A 22,224-nucleotide genomic window follows, 5' to 3' on the forward strand; every position below is an offset into this window, starting at 1 on the left:
TCGCGCGGCCCCGGTCCCGTACCGCTTGTGCGTTGCCCACAGGCGGCACGTCGTCCGCAGGGTCCCTTCGGCCGCGTCGTGAACGACTAGGCTCCCGCCCGTACGAGACGAGCCGTAACCGGGAGACACCCACGATGGCCAAGAAGCGCCCCCAGACCAAGGCCAAGCGCCCGCAGCCCACGGACGGAGCCCGCGCCGCAGGCGCTGACGGGAACTTTCCGGTCGTCGGCGCCCGCGAGCCCTGCCCCTGCGGCAGCGGACGCCGCTACAAGGCCTGCCACGGCCGTGCCGCCGCACACGCCGTGACCGAACTGGTGCAGCGCCCGTTCGAGGGAGTGCCGGGCGAGTGCGACTGGGTGGCACTGCGTGAACTGGTGCCTGCGGCCACCGTCGAACTGCCCCTCAAGGACGGCCTGCCCGACGGCGTCCCGTCGGTCACCCTGGCCACCGTGCTGCCGATGGCCTGGCCCGCGCTGCGCCGTGACGACGGTTCGGTCCTCCTCGGCCTGCAGAACGACACCTCGTCCGGTGACATCAGCCGCGACCTCGCCGACACCCTGCGGCGGGCGCTCACCGCCGCTCCGGGCACACCGGTGCAGGCCCGCCGCGCTCCGGCCGAGGGGCCCCGGCTGCAGGACATCCTCGACCCCGAGGGCACGTTCGAGCCGGTGGTGCACAGCGGCTTCGAGTTCTGGGTCCCCGACCCGGAGACCGCCACCCCGGACGTGACCGCCTCCCTGGAGCGGGCCAACGCGGCGGCCATCCCGACCGTCAAGCTCTCGGGCGTGGACTCCGCGTACTGGTGCGAGACGCCCGAGAAGAACCATCTGCGGTGGGTCATGCCGCACCCCGAGGAGCAACTTCTGGACGCCTTGGCGCGACTGCACGCGGCAGGCCGCTCCTCTCTCGGCGAGGGGACCCGTCTCGTGGGCTCCTTCCGCGCCCACGGACTGACCGTCCCAGTCTGGGACCTGCCCAGCGGGGTCGGGGCCGAGGACGTGGAGAAGCCGGCGGCCGAGTTCGCCGAGCGCCTCGCCGCGGCCCTGGCCACCGACGCCCCGCTCACCGGCGACGAGCGCCGTGCGCGCGGCGGCCTGACCAACCGCCAGGTCACCCTCAGCTGAGGCGCGAGCACACTCCCCGGTCGCGCCGACCGCCCGGTCCACGTGACCGTCTTCATCCACAACTCCCGGTGGAGACAAGCCAGTCGGTGACCGGAAAAGCTGAGATCGAATTTGCTAACAGCCGATCTCTTGTTACCGTTCCAGTAGCCCGGTTGCTGGTGCATCCCCCGTCGCCAGCAACCGGGTCTTCGCTTGGCCGCGCTTCTTCACGCAACGCGGTCGTGCCTCAGCCACCGGTTTCCCCCGGACAGCTGCTCCCGGAGCGCAGGTCGGCAGCGCGACGGCGGCCGACGGCCCTCGTACGGCCTGGTCGGCGAGATCGGTGACTGCGCGCCCCACACGCGCAGTGCCGCGAGAGGCCATCCCGCCGAGGCTCCGCCGGAAACCATGGGGACTCTGCTGCTCAATTCGAGGGAGGGTCACGCACCGCATCCGAGAGGGGCCGGCCGGGGCGCCGGACCGCCTCCCCGCGAGGCCCGTTCCCTGCGCCCCGCCGACAGGCCGGCGTCACTCTCCGCAATTGAGCAACAGAGTCCATGGGGACGACAAAGCCACCGGATGCCGCGCGCGGCGACAGGAAGTAACCGGACCACGCGCTCGTCGGCAGCCACTACATCTCGGGCGCGCTCACGCCCGTACCGGTGAGGGCCTCCACCACGGCGTCCACCACGGCCTCGACGTCGGGAACCCAGGGCGAGGCCGAGCCGGGCAGCGGCGCGCGCTCCCAGCGGACATCGCCCAGGCCGGTGACGGACGGGGGCAGGGCGAGGTAGCCGCCCTCGCCGTGGAAGCGGAGCGAGCCGGGGACGAAGTCCTTGGCGTACAGCAGCTCGCCCAACTGCTCCAGGGAGTACGGCTTGACCAGGATCGCCCAACGGTCCGCCGAGGCGACGACCGGGCCGAGCCGTATGCCGAGCCGGTCGAGGGCGACCAGGGCGCGGGCGGCCGGCGCAGCGGGCAGGGAGACCGCGCAGGGAGCCCTGCCCCCCGTGGCCAGGACGATGGGCGCCGTGGGCCGGTTGCCCCACCACCAGCGCACCATGCGCGCGTCGGTGGTGGCGGCGAGGAGCCCGGGGTCGAAGGGATGCGCGCCCGGCACCGTGCATTCGGGGTCCGGGCAGCCGCAGCGGGACCCGCCCTGCGGATCCGTCGCCACACCCGGGAGTACCGGCCACTGCCAGTCCGAGGCGAAGGTCAGGGCCGCTTCGATCAGCTGGGGCCCCCTGTCGCCTCGCTGGAACAGGAGCCTGCGTCGCCTTCCGAGGATCTCGCGCATGAGCGCTCGTTCCTTTCCGTTGCACGCCTGGCAACACCGTGGTCCACATCACAACATGTGTCGATCACTGCACTGTGCGTACCTGCTGCGCGTACCTGTCGGCGCATCGCACCCCTGCACCGGGCAAAGGGAGCCCCTACGGGCCGAACAAGGACTGCCTCCGCGGCCGCACCACCCATACTGCGTCGACCGGAAGCACGGGGGTGGCGTGGGGGTGGCGAAGTCTGGCGTTTACCGTCGCGCGTGTTTCTCTCCGCCTCCGCCACGGGAGGATGGGGCACGGTCGTCGGTGGTTAAGACGCCCGGATCCGTCGCCAGGTTCCCGGGTGATCCCAACCACCCCTGGCTTTCTCCGAGTACGTACCCATCACGACCGCTGTGACGCTCCGTCGAGCGAGCCCAGTCGACCGCAATCAACCTCCCCTTGAGGCAGTTTCAAGCCAAGTTACCTTATCGGCAAGAGGGCGGGAGTGAAGTCTTTCCGGACTCCCTCCAGCCCCACGGACACCAGTAATCCCCGCAGGACAATGCTGTGCACCTCCTCACGAGAACGTGCACATGTGGAGACACTGCCGGCGACGCAGAACGACATGAGGGCTTGCGATGCTTTTGAACAGTTCGTACCGGCAGGAAAGCCGGACACCATGAACGCCCCGCACCCTGCGAAAGTGGCTGGAATCGATTCAACAGTTCCAGCCCCCGCACAGACTGTCGCGTCCGCTGCTACGGGTACCTCTCCGGCTGCCCCGACAAACCCCCAGAACGCACCGGGCGTGCTCCCGCAGGACCGACTCGCGGGATGGGTCTCCGATCTCACGACCCTCCATGAGCTGACCGCGCACCTGGCCCGCACGAGCTCCCTCGACGAGGCGCTCCGGGAACTGCTGCGCGCCGGTGCCGCCCTGGTGGGCGCCCGACGCGGTCTCGTGGTCCTGGAACCCGCCGACGGTCGCGGACCGGCCACCACAATCGGTCTCGGCCTGACCCGCGCGGATCTCGGCCACATCGAGACGATCCCGCGCAGCGCGGTGCCGTACGGAAGGATCCTCGACGGACTGCCGCCCGGTGCCGACGACGGCATCGCCGTACCCGACCTGCTCGCCGAGAAGGGACTCGACCCCCGACACCGCGAGGTCGCCGCCCGCCTCGGCTACGCCGCGAGCTACACGCTGCCCCTCACCCCCGAGGCCCCGGCAGGCACGGACGCCACACGGACAGCGGAGGCGGCGCGTCGCCTGGGCGCCGCGGTGTGGCTCTACGACGAACCCGCCGAACCGTCAGAACGCCAGCGGCACCTCGTCGGCCTCTACGCCCGTTACGCCGCCGAGCATCTCGCCCGCCTCCTGGAACTCGAGCGCACGCGTGCGTCCATGGCCACCATGTACGAGGAACTCCTCCCCTCGCGCCTGCCCCGGATCCCCGGCGTCCAGCTCGCCGCCCGGCACCGCGCCTCCCCGCACGGCGGCGGCGACTGGTACGACGCGCTGCCACTGCCGGACGCCGCCCTCGGCCTCGCCGTGGGGTCGGTCACCGGGGCCGGGCCGAGCGCGGTCGCCGCGATGGGGCGGTTGCGGGCGGCCCTGCGCGCCTACGCCGTGATGGAAGGCGAGGACCCGGTCGCCGTCCTGTCCGACCTGGAACTGCTGCTGAGAGTCACCGAACCCGCCCGGTCGGCCACCGCGCTGTTCGGTTACTGCGAACCCACGCTGCGCAGGATCACGCTGGCCGGTGCCGGTCACAGTCCGCCGCTGTTGCTCGGCGAGCGCCGTACGGAGTTCGTGGAGACGTCGGTCTCGGCCCCCCTGGGCATGCTCGCCTGCTGGGAGGCGCCGAGCGTGGAGGTTCACGCGGAACCGGGAGAGACGGTCCTGCTCTACACCGACGGGCTGCTGCACCGCACCGGTGACCCCACCGACCGCGCCTTCGCCCGGCTGCACGCGGCTGCCGCCGGGGTGCCCCAGGCGCTGCGCCGCGACCCGGGCGCGATCGCCGACCACATTCTGCGCACCGTGCTGCCCGTGGGTGCTCGGACGACGGACTCCGCGGAGGACGTCGTCCTGCTGGCCGCACGGTTCGAGTAGCCGCACCGCGCAAGGCGGGGCGGGAAGGGGACGATGCCGCGCGGGCAGGAACCGGACAGTCAGGAAGGTGCCGGTTCGAAGCACCCCGTTTCGCGGCATCGGTTCGCGGCATCGGTTCGCGGCCGACTCGGTGCCCGTTTCTGTACTCGTCCCCATGCCCATGCCCATGCCCATGTCCGTGCCCGTGCCCGCTCCCGTACCCGTTTCCGTCGCCCCCCGCGCGCCCTTGGTAACAGGTCCTTCCCCCGGGTGACCGTTTCGCCGGTAACCGTACGATGGGGGAGACCCCCGGCTCGGACGAAACCGACACCCTGGGGGAGGCCCAGAGCCTTACCGAGGAGGATGACCGCTGTGGCAGAAGAGTTCCCGACCGCGTTCGACGAGGCCGCCGGGACGACAGGCCCCGAAGGTCCAAAAGCCGCGGCGGGCCCCGAGAGTGTTGAGGAAGAGCCCGTCAAGCAGCGCAAGAACGGCCTCTACCCCGGTGTGTCCGACGAGCTGGCCGAGAGCATGAAGAGCGGCTGGGCCGACACCGAACTGCACGGTCTCGAGCCGATCCCCCAGGCCACGGAGACCGCCGCCCGCCGTGCCGCGCTGTCCGCGCGCTTCCCGGGCGAGCGCCTGGTCGTCCCCGCGGGCAACCTGAAGACGCGGTCCAACGACACCGAGTACGCCTTCCGCGCGTCGGTCGAGTACACGTACCTCACCGGCAACCAGACCGAGGACGGCGTCCTCGTCCTGGAGCCGACGGCCGACGGCCACCGGGAGACGATCTATCTCCTCCCGCGCTCGAACCGCGAGAACGGCGAGTTCTGGCTGGACGGCCAGGGCGAGCTGTGGGTCGGCCGCCGCCACTCCCTCACCGAGGCCGAGAAGCGGTACGGCATCCCCGCCGCCGACGTGCGCGAACTGGCCGGCGCCCTGCGCGAGGCCAACGGCCCGGTGCGCGTCGTGCGGGGCCACGACGTCGGCATCGAGGCGGCGCTGACCGACAAGGTCACCGCCGAGCGCGACGAGGAGCTGCGGGTCTTCCTCTCCGAGGCTCGGCTGGTCAAGGACGCCTTCGAGATCGGCGAGCTGCAGAAGGCCGTCGACTCCACCGTGCGCGGCTTCGAGGACGTCGTGAAGGTCCTCGACAAAGCCGAGGCCACCAGCGAGCGCTACATCGAGGGCACGTTCTTCCTGCGCGCGCGGATCGAGGGCAACGACGTCGGCTACGGCTCCATCTGCGCCGCCGGCCCGCACGCCACCACCCTGCACTGGGTGCGCAACGACGGCCCGGTCCGCTCCGGCGACCTGCTGCTGCTCGACGCCGGCGTGGAGACACACACGTACTACACGGCGGACGTCACGCGCACGCTGCCGATCGACGGCACGTACAGCACGCTGCAGAAGAAGATCTACGACGCCGTGTACGACGCCCAGGAGGCCGGTATCGCGGCCGTGAGGCCCGGCGCCAAGTACCGCGCCTTCCACGACGCCGCCCAGCGGGTCCTGGCCGAGCGGCTCGTCGAGTGGGGTCTGGCCGAGGGCCCGGTGGAGCGGGTGCTGGAGCTGGGTCTGCAGCGCCGTTGGACGCTGCACGGCACCGGCCACATGCTCGGTCTGGACGTCCACGACTGCGCCGCCGCGCGCACCGAGACGTACGTCGACGGCACCCTGGAGCCGGGCATGGTGCTCACAGTCGAACCGGGTCTGTACTTCCAGGCCGACGACCTGACTGTCCCCGAGGAGTACCGGGGCATCGGCGTCCGCATCGAGGACGACATCCTGGTGACCGAGAACGGCAACCGGAACCTCTCCGCCGCACTGCCCAGGCGCTCGGACGAGGTCGAGGCGTGGATGGCGGCTCTCAAGGGCTGATCACGGCTCGAGAGGTTCTCCAGGTGCTGACGAACCGCTCGAGTGATGGAGTGATCGAGCATGAGCTGATGCGCGTACGCGCACTGCGGCCGGGCACCCGGAAGAGGTGCCCGGCCGCAGTGCGACGGAGGTTCGGTGCGAGCGGGTGGCGGGGTCACACCGCCACCAGCGGCGCGCCCTTCCGCCATTTGAGGATCTTGTCGAAACTCACCACGGCGCCGCCCCGGTCGGGCTTGTTGCCGATGTGGACGTGGTCGGCGAGCTCCTGGATGAGGCAGAGGCCGCGGCCGTGCTCCGCGTCGTACGGCGCGGGGCGGACCGGCGGATGGGCGCGGCCGCCGGCCACGGCGGGAAAGCCGGGGCCCGCGTCGGCGACCTCGATACGGCACTTCTCACCCTCGAGATAGGCGGTCACCCGGTACGCCTCCGCACACCCGCCCCGGACGGTGCCCCCACCGTGCTCGACGGCGTTCGCACAGGCCTCGGTGAGGGCGACGGAGAGGTCGTAGGAGATGTCGGGGTCGACGCCCGCGGTCTCCATCGCGCCGAGAAGGAGGCGACGCGCGAGCGGCACGCTCGCAGCATCACGGCGCAGATGGAGTGACCACCAGATGCTCATGCTCCAGCCTCCTGGCCGCGGCTCGACATACCGTTACCTATTGCCCTGCGTACCCGCTTGTAAGCGTCCCGCTGACGTGATAACCCCCATATGGTGGGTGCGTCATGAGGTCGGCCGGTGTATATGGGACGCCCTGCCACAGAGGTGACCTTCCGGTTGTAGCTCTCCTTGCGGACCTGCCGTACGGCGGCTGGAGGCCCAGTGCGATGATGAGCCCGCCATGACTGCTCCCCACCCGCACACGATGCGCTCCGGACGCGGGCTCCGGATGCCGCGGGCCGCGGTGCTCGCCGCGGTCTGTGTCGTGCTGGCCGGGGCAGGTCACACACTCGCCTCCCACGCCGCCGTTCCGCTGTGGACGCTGGGCGTCGGGTTCCTCGGAATGTTCGTGGCCACGCTGCCGCTCGCCGGACGCGCGCGGTCCCTGCCCGGTATCGCCGCCCTGCTGGCGGTCGGCCAGGTGGTGCTGCACACCGTGTTCGGCATCGGCCAGCACGGCGCCACGGCCCCCGCGAACGTCTCGTCGGCCGCGTCGTCCTCCGTGGCCGGTTCCGTGTCCGACGCCTCGCTGATCGAGCAGGCAGCCCGGCTGATGTGCGGTGCCGGCACTGCGGCCATCAGCCCCGCACAGGCGCAGCGCATCCTCACCGACGCCCGGATCCACCCCGGGAAGACCGGCACGACCGGTACGGAGAGCGCAGTCGGCGGGACCCACGCCGGACACAGCCAGGAGGGCTTCCTGTCCCTGGCCGCGGACCCTTCGGCCACGGGCGCGGCGATGCCGCTGCTGCCGTCCCTGCCGATGCTGCTCGTGCACGTCCTCGCGGCGCTCGCCACCGGCTGGCTGATGCGCCGCGGCGACCTGGCATTGCTGCGGCTCACCGAACTGTCGGCGCACGGCGTCGCCGAGGGCACCCTCGTACGGTCCCTGCGCGCGGCGCTCGCCCTGGTACTTGCCCTGCGCGCGGGTCTCCCGGGGGCCCCGCGAGCGGCCCCGCGCCGACTGCGCTCCGTACCGCCCGCAGCGCCCACGCCCCGGATCACCGCACTCCAGCACACGGTGATCCGCCGGGGCCCGCCCCCGGCCGGTACCGCACTCGCCCTCGCCGCCTGACGCGACCGGGCCACCACTCCACACCGCCGGGCCTCCGGGCGGGAGAGGGGCGCCGGCGTGCGGTCCGGCACGCGCGCGTGCGTCAGCTTCCCCGCGCGTTCCCCGCGTGTTCCCGCGCACTTCCCGCTTGCTTCGCTCGTGCTTCTTTCGCACGAGCGGGCCGGCTGCGGCCCGGCCGCCGACGACCGGCGGGGACGTACGCCCGTACGCGGATCCCTCACCGTCAGCAAAACCCAACCGAAGCGGAGTGCTCCTGCCATGAAGGCTTCCCGTATCGCCGCCGTCGGCGCTGTCGCCGGCGTCGCCGTCCTCACCTTGTCCGCCCCCGCCATCGCGCACGTCAGCGTGCAGCCCGAGGGCGAGGCGGCCAAGGGCGGTTACGCGGTCGTGGACTTCAAGGTCCCCAACGAGCGCGACAACGCGTCGACGACCAAGCTCGAGGTGACGTTCCCCACCGACCACCCGCTGGCCTCCGTGATGCCGCAGCCGGTCGACGGCTGGGACATCAAGGTCACCAAGTCCACGCTGGACAAGCCGCTGGAGATGCACGGCAAGAAGATCGACGAGGCCGTCACCAAGGTCACCTGGACCGCCGCCGACGACGACGGCATCGAGCCGGGCTTCTTCCAGAAGTTCCCGGTGTCCGTCGGCACCTTGCCCGAGGACGCCGACGAACTGGTCTTCAAGGCGCTGCAGACGTACTCCAACAAGGAGGTCGTCCGCTGGATCGAGGTGCCTCAGGAGGGTCAGGAGGAGCCCGACTTCCCGGCCCCCGTGCTCGCCCTGGCCGAGGCCTCCGCCGACGGTCACGCGCACGGTGCGTCGGACGGTGAGGCCGACGACGCCAAGGCCGACGAGACCACCGAGAACGCCTCCGCGGAGACCGGCTCCGACGCCGACAGCACGGACACCACCGCCCGGGTCCTGGGCATCGTCGGCATCGTGGTCGGCGCCGCGGGCGTCGCCTACGGCGTACTCGCCGGACGCAGGCGCGCCGACGCCTGATCCCTCCCCCTGTTCAACGGCGCGCACCGGGGCCGCCCACGGCCCCGTGGAACCCCGGTGCGCGCCGGAGTACCTACCTTCTGGACCTCATCATGCGCAAGAAGACCCTCGCGGCGGCGGCCCTGCTCGCCGCCACCCTGACCCTCTCCGCCTGCGGCAGCGGCGACAGCGACAGCGACAGCCCCATCGCCATGGTCTCCGAGGAGGCCGGCGCGGAGAAGGCCGCCACAGTCCTCGACAACCCGTTCGAAAAGCCTGACCTCGTCCTCACCGACACGCAGGGCAAGGAGTACGACTTCCGCGCGGAGACCGCCGGCAAGCCCACAGTGGTCTACTTCGGTTACACACACTGCCCCGACGTCTGCCCGCTGACCATGAACAACCTCGCGGTGGCCAAGAAGCAGCTGCCCCGGGACCAGCAGGACGAACTGCGGATCGTGTTCGTCACCACCGACCCCGAGCGGGACACCTCCGCCGAGCTCGGCAAGTGGCTCAAGGGCATCGACTCCCAGGCCGTCGGCCTGACCGGCGACTTCGACACGATCCAGGCCGGCGCCCGCACCCTGGGCATCTCGATCGACGCGCCGCGCAAGGACGACAAGGGCCAGGTCGTCTCCGACCACGGCACCCAGGTCATCGCCTTCTCCCCGAAGACCGACGGCGGCTACCTCCTCTACGGCGAGGACGCCACCGTCGAGGACTACACCGCGGACCTCCCCGAGATCATCAAGGGTGAGAACCCGTGAATCGGCTTGCCCGGAAGCGGCCCGCGGAAAGGCAGCTGTCTGGGAGACAGCTCCTCGGGAGGCCGCACGGCCTCGCGGCAGTGGCCCTCACCGGGGTGCTGACCCTGGCCGGCTGCGGCGGCTCGGACTCGGAGAGCTCGGGCTCGGACGGCGAGGCGGACCTGTCCGTCGGCTCCGCGTACATGCCGCAGCCGGTGTCGGACATGGCGGCCGGCTTTCTCGTCATCAGCAACAAGGGCGGCGCGGCCGACCAGCTGACCTCGGTCAGCAGTGACGCCGCCGACCACGTCACCGTGCACGAGACCGTCGACGGGGCCATGCAGGAGGCCGACGCGCTCGACATCCCGGCCCACGGCAGCCTCGTACTCGAGAGCGGCGGCAGTCATCTGATGTTCGAGCAGCTGAAACAGCAGCCGAAGCAGGGTCAGAAGGTCTCCGTCGAGCTGCGCTTCGCCCACTCCGCCCCCGTCACGGTCGAGATTCCGGTGCAGCCTGCCACCTACACCCCGAAGCACGGACACTAAGGGAGAAACCCCTGTGACCCAGACCATCGCCCCCCGCGCCCGGATCCTGGTGCTGCTGTTCCTGGCCGTCACCGGCGCGCTCCTCGCCGGGGCCGCTCCCGCCTCCGCGCACGCCGCGCTGACCGGCAGCGATCCCCAGCAGGGGACGGTGGTCGACCAGGCCCCCGCCCAGGTCTCACTCACCTTCTCCGAACCGGTCGCGGTGAGCGAAGACGCCCTGCGCGTCCTCGACCCCAGGGGCGAGCGGGTCGACAAGGGCGGCCCGGCCGACGCGAGCGGCACCACGTACACCGTGCGGCTGCTCGGTGGTCTTCCCGACGGCACCTACACCGTCACCTACCAGGTGGTGTCCGCGGACAGCCATCCCGTCGCCGGTGCCTTCACCTTCTCCGTCGGGGCCCCCTCGGAGACCTCCGTCGAGGCCACCGCCCAGGCCTCCGACGACGGACTGGTCGGCTCGCTGTACAGCATCGGGCGGTACCTGTCGTACGCCGGGTTCGTGGTCATGGTCGGCGGGGCCGCCTTCGTGCTCGCCTGCTGGCGGCACGGCTCCGGCGTACGGGCGGTGCAGTGGCTGGTCGTCTCCGGGTGGCTCACGCTCACCGCGGCCACCCTCGCGCTGCTGCTCCTGCGCGGTTCCTACACGAGTTCCGGGAAGGTCGCCGACGTCTTCGACCTGACGCTGCTCAGCGAGGTACTGCAGACCAAGACCGGCGCGGCCCTCGTGTCACGGCTGCTGCTGCTCGCCGCGGCGGCGCTGTTCATCGCGGTGCTCTTCGGTGCCGCCCAGTACCAGCGCAGCGACGAGGAGACGCGGGACCTGTCCTTCGGGCTCGCGATCGGCGGGACGGTCGTGTCGGCCGGGCTCGCCGCGAGCTGGGCCATGTCCGAGCACGCGTCCCAAGGGGTCCAGCCGGGCATCGCGATGCCGGTCGACGTCGTCCACCTGCTGGCCGTCGCCGCCTGGCTCGGCGGGCTCACCGCCCTGCTCGTCGCGCTCTACCGGGCCCCTGCCGAGACCGCGGTCGACGTGGCCGCCGTCCGGCGGTTCTCTCGGCTCGCGTTCGGCAGTGTGGTCACACTGGTCGTCACCGGGACCTACCAGAGCTGGCGGCAGCTCGGCTCCTGGTCGGCATTCACCGACACCCTGTACGGGCAGTTGCTCCTCGCCAAGATCGGGCTCGTGGTGGTCATGGTCGGGATCGCGTACGCCTCCCGGCGGTGGACGGCGCGACTGGCGGAGCCCGGTACGCCGGTGTCACGCCGGGAGGAGCCGAAGGAAACCATGGCGGGGGTGTCAGCCGCGAAGGGCGGGGTGACCGGTACGGAGAAGGGCGTCCCTGTCTCCGACACCGACACCGACACCGACACCGACACCGAGGTGGAACGGGGGAAGGCCGCGGACGGCACGGGGCCTGCAGAGGTTCATTCGGAGGAGTCCGGCGCCGGGGCGAAGGCCGGCGGGGACTCCGTGCGGGCCGCGCAACTCGCCCGACAGCGGGCCGCCGTGGCGACCGCCCGGCAGAAGCGGCTGCGGGACTCCGACCCGAACCGCTTCGGGCTGCGTCGCTCCGTGTTCGCCGAGGCCGGTATCGCCGTCGTCCTGCTCGCGATCACCACCGTGCTCACGCAGACCGAACCGGGGCGCACGGAACAGGAGGCAGCATCGGCCGCCTCGTCGCCCTCGGCCACGTCGTCGCCCTCGGCCACGCCCGCCCAGGGAACCGGTGCGGTGACCCTGAACATGCCCTTCGACACCGGCGGCAAGGACGGCAAGGGCGTCGTCACCATCGACCTGGACCCCGCACGCGTGGGCGCCAACGACATGCACGTCTATGTGGAGCGGATCGACGGCAAGGTCTTCGACGTCCCCGAGCTCAAAGTCGCCTTCACTCTCGAAGCGAAAGACATCGGACCGCTGCCCGTCGTTCCCGACCACCTCGCCACCGGACGCTGGTCGGCGAGCGGGGTGCAGATCCCCATGGCAGGAGACTGGACGGTCGAGGTGACCGTACGGACCTCCGACATCGACCAGGTGACCGTCTCCAAGAACGCACAGATCGGCTGAACCACCATGGCTGACCAGTCCATTCCGGAGGCCCGCACCCCTGCGGCGCCAGAATCCCGGGAAGGCACCGCCGCGCCCGCCGACCGGGAGGGCATCTCTCGGCGCCGCCTGCTCGGCACCGCCGGGGCCACCGGAATCGTGCTCGGTGCCGCAGGCGGTGCGGTGGGCTACGCCGCCGCCGCGCCCGCCGCGCCCGCCGAGGTCATCCCGCTGACCTCCGTAGGCGAGGGCCGGGCGATGTTTCACGGGAAACATCAGCCCGGCATCACCGACGGGCTCCCGGCCCGCGGTCATCTCATCGCCTTCGACCTCGCGCCGGGCGCCGGGCGCAAGGAAGCGGCTGCCCTGCTGCGCCGCTGGTCGGACACGGCCCGACGGCTCATGGCAGGTGAACCGAGCGCCGATGGGGACACCGGTGTGGCCCAAGACGCCGGGCCCTCCTCACTGACCCTCACCTTCGGCTTCGGTCACAGCTTCTTCGCGCGTACCGGACTGGAGAAGCAGCGTCCGCCGGCCCTGGACCCGCTGCCCGACTTCTCCTCCGACCACCTCGACAAGGCTCGCAGCAACGGCGACCTGTGGGTGCAGATCGGTGCCCATGACGCCCTGGTCGCCTTCCACGCACTGCGCGCCGTGCAGAAGGGCGCCGGTTCCGCGGCCAGGGTGCGCTGGCAGATGAACGGGTTCAACCGCTCACCCGGCGCCACCGCCCGCCCGATGACCGCACGCAACCTGATGGGCCAGATCGACGGCACCCGCAACCCCAAGCCGTCCGAATCCGACTTCGACCAACGGATCTTCGTACCGGCGAACGGTGACCCCGCCTGGATGGCGCACGGCTCCTACGTGGTCGTCCGCCGCATCCGCATGCTGCTCGACGACTGGGACAAGCTCGCGGTCACGGAGCAGGAGGCCGTCGTCGGGCGCCGCAGGTCCGACGGAGCGCCACTGTCCGGAGGCACCGAGACGTCCGAAATAGACCTGGAGAAAACGGACTCCGCGGGAAATCTGGTGGTTCCCGTCAACGCCCACGCCCGGATCACCCGCCCCGACCAGAACGGCGGTGCGGCGATGCTCCGGCGCCCCCTCTCGTACCACGACGGCATGGACCCGGACGGCGTGCCCGACGCGGGTCTGCTGTTCGTCTGCTGGCAGGCCGACCCTCTGCGCGGCTTCGTTCCGGTGCAGCGCAAGCTCGACCGGGGCGACGCGCTGACGCCGTTCCTCCGGCACGAGGCGAGCGGACTGTTCGCGGCGCCGGGCGGCGCGGCAGAGGGCGAGTATGTGGGGCAACGGCTGCTGGAGGGCTGAGGTCGCCCGTGTCACGTGCATGCCACCCCGTGGCGCCACTCCTGGGCGGGCGTCCGAGGGCACCTCCGGCGGTGGGCCCATTAGGGTGAGGTCATGCCAGCGAGCTACGCGTATCTCGGCCCCGAGGGCACCTTCACCGAAGTCGCCCTGCGCACTCTCCCGGAGGCGGCCACCCGGGAACTGATCCCGTACGTGTCCGTGCAGTCCGCGCTCGACGCGGTGCGCGCAGGGGAGGCCGAGGCCGCTTTCGTCCCCATCGAGAACTCCGTCGAGGGCGGCATCACCACCACTCTCGACGAACTGGTCGCGGGCACCCCGCTGACCATCTACCGCGAGGTGCTGCTGTCGATCACCTTCGCGCTGCTCGTCCGCCCCGGCACCAGGCTGTCGGAGATCAAGACCGTCACCGCCCACCCCGCCGCCCAGCCGCAGGTCCGCAACTGGATGAAGAAGCACCTCCCGGACGTCGTCTGGGAATCGGCCGCCTCCAACGCGGACGGGGCCCGACTGGTGCAGGAGGGCCGGTACGACGCGGCCTTCGCCGGCGAGTTCGCGGCGGCCCGGTACGGGCTGGAGGCCCTGGAGACCGGAATCCACGACGCGGAGAACGCCCAGACCCGCTTCGTCCTGGTCGGACGGCCCGCGCGGCCCGCCGCGCCCACCGGCGCGGACAAGACGTCCATCGTGCTGTGGCAACGCGACGACCACCCCGGTGGCCTGCGCGATCTGCTGGGCGAGTTCGCCACGCGCGGCGTCAACCTCATGCTGCTCCAGTCCCGGCCCACCGGTGCCGGTATCGGCAATTACTGCTTCTGCATCGATGCCGAGGGCCATGTCTCGGACCGCAGGGTGGCCGAGACGCTGATGGGTCTCAAGCGGGTCTGCCTCCAGGTGCGCTTCCTCGGTTCGTACCCACGTGCGGATGCAGGGCCGGCGAAGGGACGGGATCTCCAGCCCGGGACCTCGGACGACGAATTCGCCTCCGCGGCGGACTGGGTGGCCCGCTGCCAGGACGGCCGGTTCTGAGAGCCCGAAGGCCGGGTGAGGGATCGGTCGTGGGCGGCCCTGGGTCGCTTGCGGCCAACCCCTATCAGTCTTATCTTCCGATTTTCGTTATCCACAGAAGTTATCCACAGGCCCACTTCTCGACCTGGGGACAAGTCGACAGCATGGTGCGGGTTCATCGACAAATCCCTCCACTGCTCCTGGTCGCACCCACTCACCCGGGGATCACCCTTCGTTCGCCCTTCCCCTTTAGCCAATCCTCCAGAGTGACCCCTTTCTACCCAAAAGTGGAGGTAAGGGGAGTTCGCGACGGGAATCCTCACCCCCAGCCGCGCGCTTCGGAGTGACCGATTCCGAAATCCACAGATTTTCTTCACACCCTGTGGATAACTTTCGGAAGCCCCTGGATGCCTGTGGATAAACGGGTGCCGCTCACCGACTCCCGTAAGGGATTGCAGCCAACGGGCAGCCCGCGGACCGCCCCCCTTTTTTTCCGGGAGGGGATCACTCCCGTTGACCTCGAGCCGACCCTGAGGCACTTCATGGGGGCCTCGAATCAACCCTTACGGATACAGGGGGCAATTCACTCATAACGGTCGGCGAGTGACTCCGGTGGAATAGTGAGTCGTGGGGCGTCCCCCCGCACCGGTAGCCTTGACCGCGTGATTGACCTTCGCCTGCTCCGTGAGGACCCCGACCGTGTGCGTGCTTCGCAGCGCGCCCGTGGAGAGGACGTCGCGCTCGTCGACTCCCTCCTGTCCGCCGACGAACGGCGCAGGTCGTCCGGCGTCCGCTTCGACGAGCTGCGCGCCGGACAGAAGGCACTCGGCAAGCTCATCCCCAAGGCTGCCGGCGACGAGAAGGCCGAGCTGCTGAAAAAGGCCGGCACACTCGCGGCCGACGTCAAGGCTGCCGACGCGGAACGGGACACGGCGGCGGCCGAGACGCAGGAGCTTCTGGGCAGGCTGAGCAACCTCGTCCACCCCGACGTCCCGGTCGGCGGCGAGGAGGACTTCGTCACGCTGGAAACGCACGGCACCGCACGTGACTTCGGCGCCGAGGGCTTCGAGCCCAAGGACCACCTGGAGCTCGGCCAGCTCCTCGGCGCCATCGACGTCGAGCGCGGCGCCAAGGTCTCCGGGTCGCGCTTCTACTTTCTGACCGGCGTCGGCGCCCTGCTCGAGCTGGCGCTGGTGAACGCCGCGATCGCCCAGGCGACCGCGGCCGGCTTCACCCCGATGCTGACCCCGGCCCTGGTCCGGCCCCAGTCCATGGCGGGCACCGGCTTCCTCGGCCAAGCGGCCCAGGACGTCTACCACCTCGAGAAGGACGACCTCTACCTGGTCGGCACGTCCGAGGTGCCGCTCGCCGCCTACCACATGGACGAGATCATCGACGCCGACCGGCTGCCCCTCCGGTACGCGGGCTTCTCACCCTGCTTCCGGCGCGAGGCCGGCTCCCACGGCAAGGACACCCGCGGCATCTTCCGCGTACACCAGTTCGACAAGGTCGAGATGTTCTCCTACGTCGCTCCGGAGGACTCGCAGGAGGAGCACCAGCGGCTGCTGGAGTGGGAGAAGCAGTGGCTGACGTCGCTGGAGCTGCCGTTCCGCGTGATCGACGTCGCCTCGGGCGACCTGGGTTCCTCCGCCGCGCGGAAGTACGACTGCGAGGCGTGGATCCCGACCCAGGGCAAGTACCGCGAGCTGACCTCGACCTCGGACTGCACCGAGTACCAGTCCCGTCGGCTCCAGATCCGCGTGCGGGACGGCAAGCAGGTGCGTCCGCTGGCAACGCTCAACGGCACCCTGTGCGCCGTACCGCGCACGATCGTGGCCGTCCTGGAGAACCACCAGCAGGCCGACGGTTCGGTGCGGGTCCCTGAAGTGCTGCGTCCGTACCTGGGCGGCCGGGAGCTCCTGGAACCGGTCACCAAGTGAGCGCGGCGTTCCCGTACCAGCTCGTCGCCACCGACCTCGACGGCACACTGCTGCGTGAGGACCACTCGGTCTCCGAACGCACCCGGGACGCGCTCGCCGCCGTCACCGCGGCGGGCGCCGCCCACATCGTCGTCACCGGCCGCGCGGTTCCCTGGACCCGGCCCATCCTCGACGACCTCGGCTACCAAGGGCTCGCCGTCTGCGGCCAGGGCGCCCAGGTGTACGACGCCGGGGCGCACAGGCTGCTCACGTCGGTGACCCTGGACCGGCAGCTGGCCTCAGTGGCGCTGGCCAAGATCGAGGCGGAGGTAGGTCCGCTGCACCTGGCCGCGAGCCGCGACGGTCTGGACGGCGAGGTACTGGTCGGCCCCGGCTACGAGGTGACGGGCAGGCTGCCCTCGGCGCCGCTCACGGACGCGGCGGACCTGTGGGCGGCTCCCCTGAACAAGCTGTACATCCAGCACCCGGCACTCACCGACGACGAACTCACCGAGGTGGCCACCCGTACCGCGGGCGGTTTCGTCACCGTCGCCATGGCGGGCGAAGGCATCGTCGAACTGCTTCCCCTCGGCCTGTCCAAGGCCACCGGGCTGTCCCTGGCCGCTCGCCGGCTCGGGGCGAAGGCCGCGGGCACGATCGCCTTCGGCGACATGCCCAACGACATCCCGATGTTCGCTTGGTCCGCGTACAGCGCCGCCATGGCCAACGCCCACCAGGAACTGCGGGCGGTGGCCGACGAGGTGACGTCCTCCAACGAGGAGGACGGGATCGCGGTGGTGCTGGAGCGGTTGCTCGGCCGAGGGGCCTGAACCCGCGAAGGCCCGCGCTCAACGAGCCTTCGCGGGTTCAACGTCGTGCGGAGGATGCACGGATCGAACGTGCGCGGACTTTCGCCCGACCTCGGCTCAGCAAGCCGGTGCCTTACCTCTCGGCCAATCCTCCGGGTGGGCGGCCCACGCGGCTGATGCGCGTGCTCGAAGCGGCCGCCCCGGGCAGCTCCCCGTGGGGCGGACTCGGCGACGGAGCAGGAACTACTCCGGAGCCCGCCGTCGGCTGCCCTGGCAGGAGCTGGACGTACTGCCGTGCATGGACATCGTCCCGCTCCTCTCCCGGATCACGGCACCGGGCGTTCCCGGCGATGCGGACACAACCACTCTGCCCGCCGGGCGAGTTGGATGCCACTCATTTAAGGCCCGGCCGGGCCCGGCCGACGGAGTGTGCCAAAAACACGGGGCCGAGAGCCCGGAGCCACGGGGCCCTGCGCCACCCCGTTCACCCCCGCCGGTGCCGCCACCCGCGTCGGCGTGCCTTGCTGAAGAACCATCCTGTCGGCGGCTCGTCGGAGCGCCAGGGCCGCGGCTCCGGCTCCTCGTGCCGCCAGCGTTCGGTCAGCATGCGGGCACGGGCAGACGGCTCGGCGGTCTCGGCGGCGTGGATGAGGGCGTCGTCCAGAGCCACGTCGTCCGGGGTGGTGGAGTCACTGCCCCGGCCCCGGTGTCCCCGGCCCGATCGCCAGGTCGGGGACAGAGCGGGTCGCCGGGCCGGGGCCGGGCCGGTCGTCGCTCTCGTGCTTCCGTCGTTCGCCGTGCCCGAACGTCCCGTCCGCCCTCGCGATCGGCCCTTTCGCCGGATCAGGAGCCGTAGCCCTCGGTGTCCCCCTGCGCCCGGTGTGCCGGAGTGGAACAGGGGGCGGAACGAGGTGAGGTCACTCCTCTCCGGCGAGCGTCAGCGTGCGCAGCTTCTGGCCGGCGTACCAGGTGGCCAGGACGGTGACGACGACCAGCAGGACCGTCGCGGTCGTCAGACCGACGTCCGAGGTGACCAGGTCGCCCCCGGAGACCTTCTGGGCCACCGCGAGCGACCACTGCTGGACGCTCAGCGTGCGGGCGCCGGGCACCAGGGAGCCGAACAGGGCCTCCCAGACCAGCGCGTAGACCAGCCCGAACACCACCGCGTGCCGGGAGACCGTACCGAGCAGCAGGAAGAGCGCCGCGTACGCGATGGAGGCGACCAGCACGGCCACCGTGTAGGCGACGGCGACCTGCTGGCCGTTGCCGTTGAGGATGAAGCCGGCGATCAGGGTGGGCACCGCCGAGAAGACCATCGTCACGGCGATCGCCACGATCAGCTTGGTGAAGATGATCGTGGACCGCTTGATCGGCTTGGCCAGCAGGTACATCACCGAGCCGTCGTCGATCTCGGGGCCCATGGCGCCGGTGCCGGCGATGACACCGATGATCGGCACCATGGTGGCGAGCGCCAGTCCGCCGAGCACGTCGGCCGCGGTCTGGTCGTCGGCACCGGCGAGGGCGCGCACCGCCAGGGAGATCGCGATCAGCAGCAGGGGCAGGGCGCCCAGGATGAGGGCCCTGCGACGGCCGAGCAGGGCCCGGTAGGTGAGTCGGGCGACTGTGGGGTCGTACATGGTTCGGCCTCCTACGCCGCGACGAGATACGAGAAGACGGACTCGAGGGACTCGTCGGACGGCGAGACCGTGAGCAGGCGGATGCCGTGTTCCTTCGCGACCCTGGGTAGCAGGGACGTGAAGCGGGCGAAGTCGACGGCCTGGATCCGCAGGACGCCCTCGCTGTGGTCGACCTCGATGCCGGACGTGGACGGGTCGGCGATCAGCGCGGCCGCGAGGGCGCGGTCGTCGCTGGAGCGCACCAGGTAGCGGTGCGGGCGGTCCGTCATCAGGCGGCGGATCTTGCGGAAGTCGCCGCTGGCCGCGTGCCGGCCGGCGACGACGACCTCGATGTGCCAGGCGAGCTGCTCGACCTCTTCGAGGATGTGCGACGAGAACAGCACGGTGCGGCCCTCGTCGCCCATACGCCGCAGCAGGTCCATCAGCTGCATGCGCTGGCGCGGGTCCATGCCGTTGAACGGTTCGTCCAGCAGGAGCAGGGACGGCTCGTGGACGAGCGCGGAGGCCATCTTCACTCGCTGCCGCATGCCCTTGGAGTACGTCGCGATCTTACGATCCTGCGCGTACTCCATCTCGACCGTCGCCAGGGCCCGCTGGGCCGCCTTGGCGCCCAGTCCGTGCAGCTCGGCGTTGGCGACGACGAACTCGCGGCCGGTGAGGAAGTCGTACATCCCCTCGCGCTCGGGGACGATGCCGATGTGCCGGTAGATCTTCTCGTTGCGCCACACGGCCTCGCCGTCGAGGGTGACGGTGCCGGTGGAGGGGGCGAGGAAGCCGCCCATCATGTTGATGAGGGTGGACTTTCCGGCTCCGTTGGGGCCGAGGAGGCCGGTGACGCCGGGGCCGATGGTCATGGTGATGTCGTTGACGGCGACCACGTTGCCGAACCAGCGGGAGACGTGGTCGATGGAGAGCGTGGTCACAGGCCCACCTTCCGGTAGCGGCGCGTCAGAAGGCCGTAGCAGGCCGCGATCAGGCCGAGGGTGAAGAGGACGTACACCACGCCCTCGCCGTTCGACGGTCCGGTTCCGCCCGGGAAGGTGCTGCTCGCGCCCAGGAAGGCGGACTGCACACCGTCGATGAGGGTGATCGGCGAGAACAGCCCGATCCAGGCGATCGAACCGGAGCTGTCCTGGACGTCCGCGATCGCCTGGAGGATGGAGACCGCGCCGTAGGAGATGGTCAGGACGGCGATCACGGCGGCGATGCCGAAGCCGCGGCGCGGGGTGACCGCCGCGATGACGAGGCCGATGCCTGCGAAGAGCAGTGAGAGCAGTGCCACGGAGACGAGCCCCTGCGCGAATCCCTTGGTCTGGTCGGTGAAATCGAGCTCGGCCAGCAGCGCGCCCACATAGAGCACGAGCAGGGGAACGGCGGTCAGGATGAACAGGGCCGAGGCCAGTGCCGCGAACTTGGCGCGCACGTAGTCCGTGGTCTCGATGGGCCGCGAGAAGTACAGGGGAACCGTCTTGAAGCGCAGGTCGCGCGAGACGGATTGGGGCGCCTGAGCGGCGACGTACAGGCTGATGACCGCCTGCATGATGATCGCGTAGCGCGTGTAGTCGACGGGCAGTTCCTTGACGTTCGTGGCGACCGCGACGGCGACCATGATGGCGGCGGGCACGCACATCACCACGAACAGCAGCATCGGCAGCACCTTGGACTTCGCCGAAAGTCCGAGTCCATAGGAGCCGCGCAGGGACTGCGAGTACAGCGAGAGCCTGGCGTAGGAGCGTCCGAGACGGGGTCCGTCGTAGGAGCGGTAGCCGATGTTGTGGATCCGGGTCTGGTCACCCGGCGTCGGTGCGGGTGTCCGCAGGGGCTGCTCAACCGCCATGGCCGACCGCCTCCTTCCGCTGCTCGCCGTTGCCGCCGTCGGCCCCGGTGCCTTTGGCTGTCCCTGTGTCCGTGCCTGTGTCGGCGTTCGTGTCGTTCGTGTCGTTCGTGTCGTTCGTGAAGACCTCGGCAATGTGGTGGCGGCGCTGTTCCATACGCACCAGGCCGAGTCCGAGGTCGGCGATCACGTCCCGCACCAGGTCGTAGGTCTCCTCCCCCTGGGCGGTGAGAAGGAGGACGTGTCCGGAGCCCGGAAGTCCGCTGCCGTCCTGGACCGTCACTCCGCGCGCGTGGAGCGCGTCACGCACCGCGCGGGTGCCGTCGGGGTGCTCGTCGGTGTCGGTGACCTCGATCGCGAGGGCCGTCGTGATCTGGGTGAAGTCCGTGGTGGAGCTGGAGCGCAACAGCTTGCCGCCGTCCACGACGACCACGTGGTCACAGGTGCGCTCGAGTTCGCCCAGAAGGTGGGAGGTGACCAGGACCGAGATCCCGAAGTCGGTATGGATACGACGGATCAGACCGAGCATCTCGTCGCGGCCGACGGGGTCGAGACCGTTGGTCGGTTCGTCCAGGAAGACCAGGTCCGGGTCGTGCACCAGGGCCTGCGCGAGCTTCACACGCTGCTTCATGCCCGTCGAGTAGCCGCCCATGGGGCGGTAGCGCTCCTCGTACAGGCCGACGTGACGCAGGGTGTCCGCGGTGCGCTCCCGCGCTGCGGTGGGCGGCAGGCCCGACATCCGTGCCATGTGGACCACGAACTCGGTGGCCGAGACGTCAGGCGGCAGGCAGTCGTGCTCCGGCATGTAGCCGACCCGCTCCCGGATGGCGGCGCCCTTGGTCGCGACGTCGAGGCCGAGCACTTCGGCGCGGCCCTCCGTCGCGGGGGACAGACCAAGAAGGATCTTGATCAACGTGGACTTGCCGGCTCCGTTGGCCCCGACGAGCCCGGTCACACCGGGTCCGACATCCATGGAGAGCCGGTCAAGCGCGGTCACCCTGGGGAACCGCTTGCTCAGGCTTTCGGTCGCGATCACAGTCACACCCCCGACGTTAGTGACCCTCGCCACGCGGGTCGTCAGACCGGAGAGCTGTCTTCGCGTCCGCCTGGAGTTGTACGTGCCCGTAGGGGATCCCCCACCAGGGGGCTGTGAACCGCCCCGTGTCGGATTTGCCGACGGCATCGTCTTTTCTCCCCCAACACCTCATCGCTGACTCTGACGCGTAAATAACTGCAGGTGGGTGCTCTCTCGGACAGGGGTATCGGCCCGGTCGGAGTCGTCTCCGCCG

Annotated in this window: 19 protein-coding genes and 1 tRNA gene; 12 read left to right on the forward strand and 8 right to left on the reverse strand. The window is 70.6% G+C overall.

The annotated features are described in order from the left end of the window. Positions 1-134: 134 nt before the first annotated feature. On the forward strand, positions 135-1,124 hold the full coding sequence (locus HUV60_RS16455) for an SEC-C domain-containing protein (protein WP_257850550.1): 990 nt from the start codon (positions 135-137) through the stop codon (positions 1,122-1,124). A gap of 610 nt (positions 1,125-1,734) precedes the next feature. Here HUV60_RS16455 and HUV60_RS16460 read toward each other — a convergent pair. Further along, positions 1,735-2,400, reverse strand: coding sequence for a bifunctional DNA primase/polymerase (locus HUV60_RS16460; protein WP_257850549.1), 666 nt, complete (start codon positions 2,398-2,400; stop codon positions 1,735-1,737). Between the two features lie 527 nt (positions 2,401-2,927). On the opposite strand from HUV60_RS16460, the gene HUV60_RS16465 reads away from it, so the two are divergent. Next, complete coding sequence (locus tag HUV60_RS16465; RefSeq protein ID WP_257850548.1) at positions 2,928-4,481, forward strand: PP2C family protein-serine/threonine phosphatase; 1,554 nt, start codon at positions 2,928-2,930, stop codon at positions 4,479-4,481. Positions 4,482-4,823: 342 nt separating this feature from the next. Next, entirely contained in the window at positions 4,824-6,344 is a 1,521-nt protein-coding gene (locus tag HUV60_RS16470; protein WP_443047315.1) for an aminopeptidase P family protein, read from the forward strand. A gap of 154 nt (positions 6,345-6,498) precedes the next feature. Here the strand turns inward: HUV60_RS16470 and HUV60_RS16475 are convergent, their stop codons facing one another. Continuing rightward, complete coding sequence (locus HUV60_RS16475; RefSeq protein WP_257850546.1) at positions 6,499-6,963, reverse strand: ATP-binding protein; 465 nt, start codon at positions 6,961-6,963, stop codon at positions 6,499-6,501. A gap of 220 nt (positions 6,964-7,183) precedes the next feature. Between HUV60_RS16475 and HUV60_RS16480 the strand changes: the two genes are divergently transcribed. The 9 genes from HUV60_RS16480 to HUV60_RS16520 all read left to right on the forward strand — a co-directional run bounded on the left by HUV60_RS16480 (position 7,184) and on the right by HUV60_RS16520 (position 17,485). Beyond that, the gene (locus HUV60_RS16480; protein WP_257850545.1) at positions 7,184-8,077 is read left to right on the forward strand and encodes a hypothetical protein; all 894 of its coding nucleotides are present in this window, start codon (positions 7,184-7,186) and stop codon (positions 8,075-8,077) included. A 258-nt stretch (positions 8,078-8,335) separates the two neighbouring features. Beyond that, the gene (locus tag HUV60_RS16485; protein WP_257850544.1) at positions 8,336-9,082 is read left to right on the forward strand and encodes a YcnI family copper-binding membrane protein; all 747 of its coding nucleotides are present in this window, start codon (positions 8,336-8,338) and stop codon (positions 9,080-9,082) included. A 92-nt stretch (positions 9,083-9,174) separates the two neighbouring features. After that, positions 9,175-9,828, forward strand: coding sequence for an SCO family protein (locus HUV60_RS16490; protein ID WP_257850543.1), 654 nt, complete (start codon positions 9,175-9,177; stop codon positions 9,826-9,828). Between the two features lie 80 nt (positions 9,829-9,908). Beyond that, a complete protein-coding gene (locus HUV60_RS16495) occupies positions 9,909-10,352 on the forward strand; it encodes a copper chaperone PCu(A)C (protein WP_257850542.1) in 444 nt (147 codons plus the stop codon). 13 nt (positions 10,353-10,365) lie between these two features. Next, on the forward strand, positions 10,366-12,420 hold the full coding sequence (locus HUV60_RS16500) for a copper resistance CopC/CopD family protein (RefSeq protein WP_257850541.1): 2,055 nt from the start codon (positions 10,366-10,368) through the stop codon (positions 12,418-12,420). 6 nt (positions 12,421-12,426) lie between these two features. Further along, complete coding sequence (efeB, locus tag HUV60_RS16505) at positions 12,427-13,731, forward strand: iron uptake transporter deferrochelatase/peroxidase subunit (protein ID WP_257850540.1); 1,305 nt, start codon at positions 12,427-12,429, stop codon at positions 13,729-13,731. A gap of 93 nt (positions 13,732-13,824) precedes the next feature. Next, a complete protein-coding gene (gene pheA / locus HUV60_RS16510; protein ID WP_257850539.1) occupies positions 13,825-14,757 on the forward strand; it encodes a prephenate dehydratase in 933 nt (310 codons plus the stop codon). Positions 14,758-15,398: 641 nt separating this feature from the next. Then, positions 15,399-16,676, forward strand: a complete 1,278-nt coding sequence (gene serS, locus HUV60_RS16515) for a serine--tRNA ligase (RefSeq protein ID WP_257850538.1) — start codon at positions 15,399-15,401, stop codon at positions 16,674-16,676. Beyond that, complete coding sequence (locus tag HUV60_RS16520; protein ID WP_257850537.1) at positions 16,673-17,485, forward strand: HAD family hydrolase; 813 nt, start codon at positions 16,673-16,675, stop codon at positions 17,483-17,485. Before serS ends, HUV60_RS16520 begins: the two co-directional genes overlap by 4 nt. Positions 17,486-17,533: 48 nt before the next feature. Here the strand turns inward: HUV60_RS16520 and HUV60_RS16525 are convergent. From HUV60_RS16525 to HUV60_RS16550, 6 genes are all read right to left on the reverse strand, one after another. Next, positions 17,534-17,618: transfer RNA gene (locus HUV60_RS16525), tRNA-Ser, on the reverse strand. A 330-nt stretch (positions 17,619-17,948) separates the two neighbouring features. After that, positions 17,949-18,203 (reverse strand): SGM_3592 family protein, encoded by a 255-nt coding sequence (locus HUV60_RS16530; RefSeq protein WP_443047525.1) that lies wholly within the window; start codon positions 18,201-18,203, stop codon positions 17,949-17,951. A gap of 178 nt (positions 18,204-18,381) precedes the next feature. Further along, positions 18,382-19,101: an ABC transporter permease subunit gene (locus HUV60_RS16535; protein ID WP_257850535.1), complete on the reverse strand. Its 720-nt coding sequence runs from the start codon at positions 19,099-19,101 to the stop codon at positions 18,382-18,384. Between the two features lie 11 nt (positions 19,102-19,112). Further along, positions 19,113-20,024 (reverse strand): ABC transporter ATP-binding protein, encoded by a 912-nt coding sequence (locus HUV60_RS16540; RefSeq protein ID WP_257850534.1) that lies wholly within the window; start codon positions 20,022-20,024, stop codon positions 19,113-19,115. After that, entirely contained in the window at positions 20,021-20,938 is a 918-nt protein-coding gene (locus HUV60_RS16545; RefSeq protein ID WP_257850532.1) for an ABC transporter permease, read from the reverse strand. Before HUV60_RS16545 ends, HUV60_RS16540 begins: the two co-directional genes overlap by 4 nt. Next, positions 20,928-21,971: an ABC transporter ATP-binding protein gene (locus tag HUV60_RS16550; RefSeq protein WP_257851671.1), complete on the reverse strand. Its 1,044-nt coding sequence runs from the start codon at positions 21,969-21,971 to the stop codon at positions 20,928-20,930. Before HUV60_RS16550 ends, HUV60_RS16545 begins: the two co-directional genes overlap by 11 nt. Positions 21,972-22,224: the final 253 nt, after the last annotated feature.

The sequence above is a fragment of the Streptomyces sp. KMM 9044 genome (assembly GCF_024701375.2).
In the GTDB taxonomy this organism is placed as follows: Bacteria; Actinomycetota; Actinomycetes; order Streptomycetales; family Streptomycetaceae; genus Streptomyces.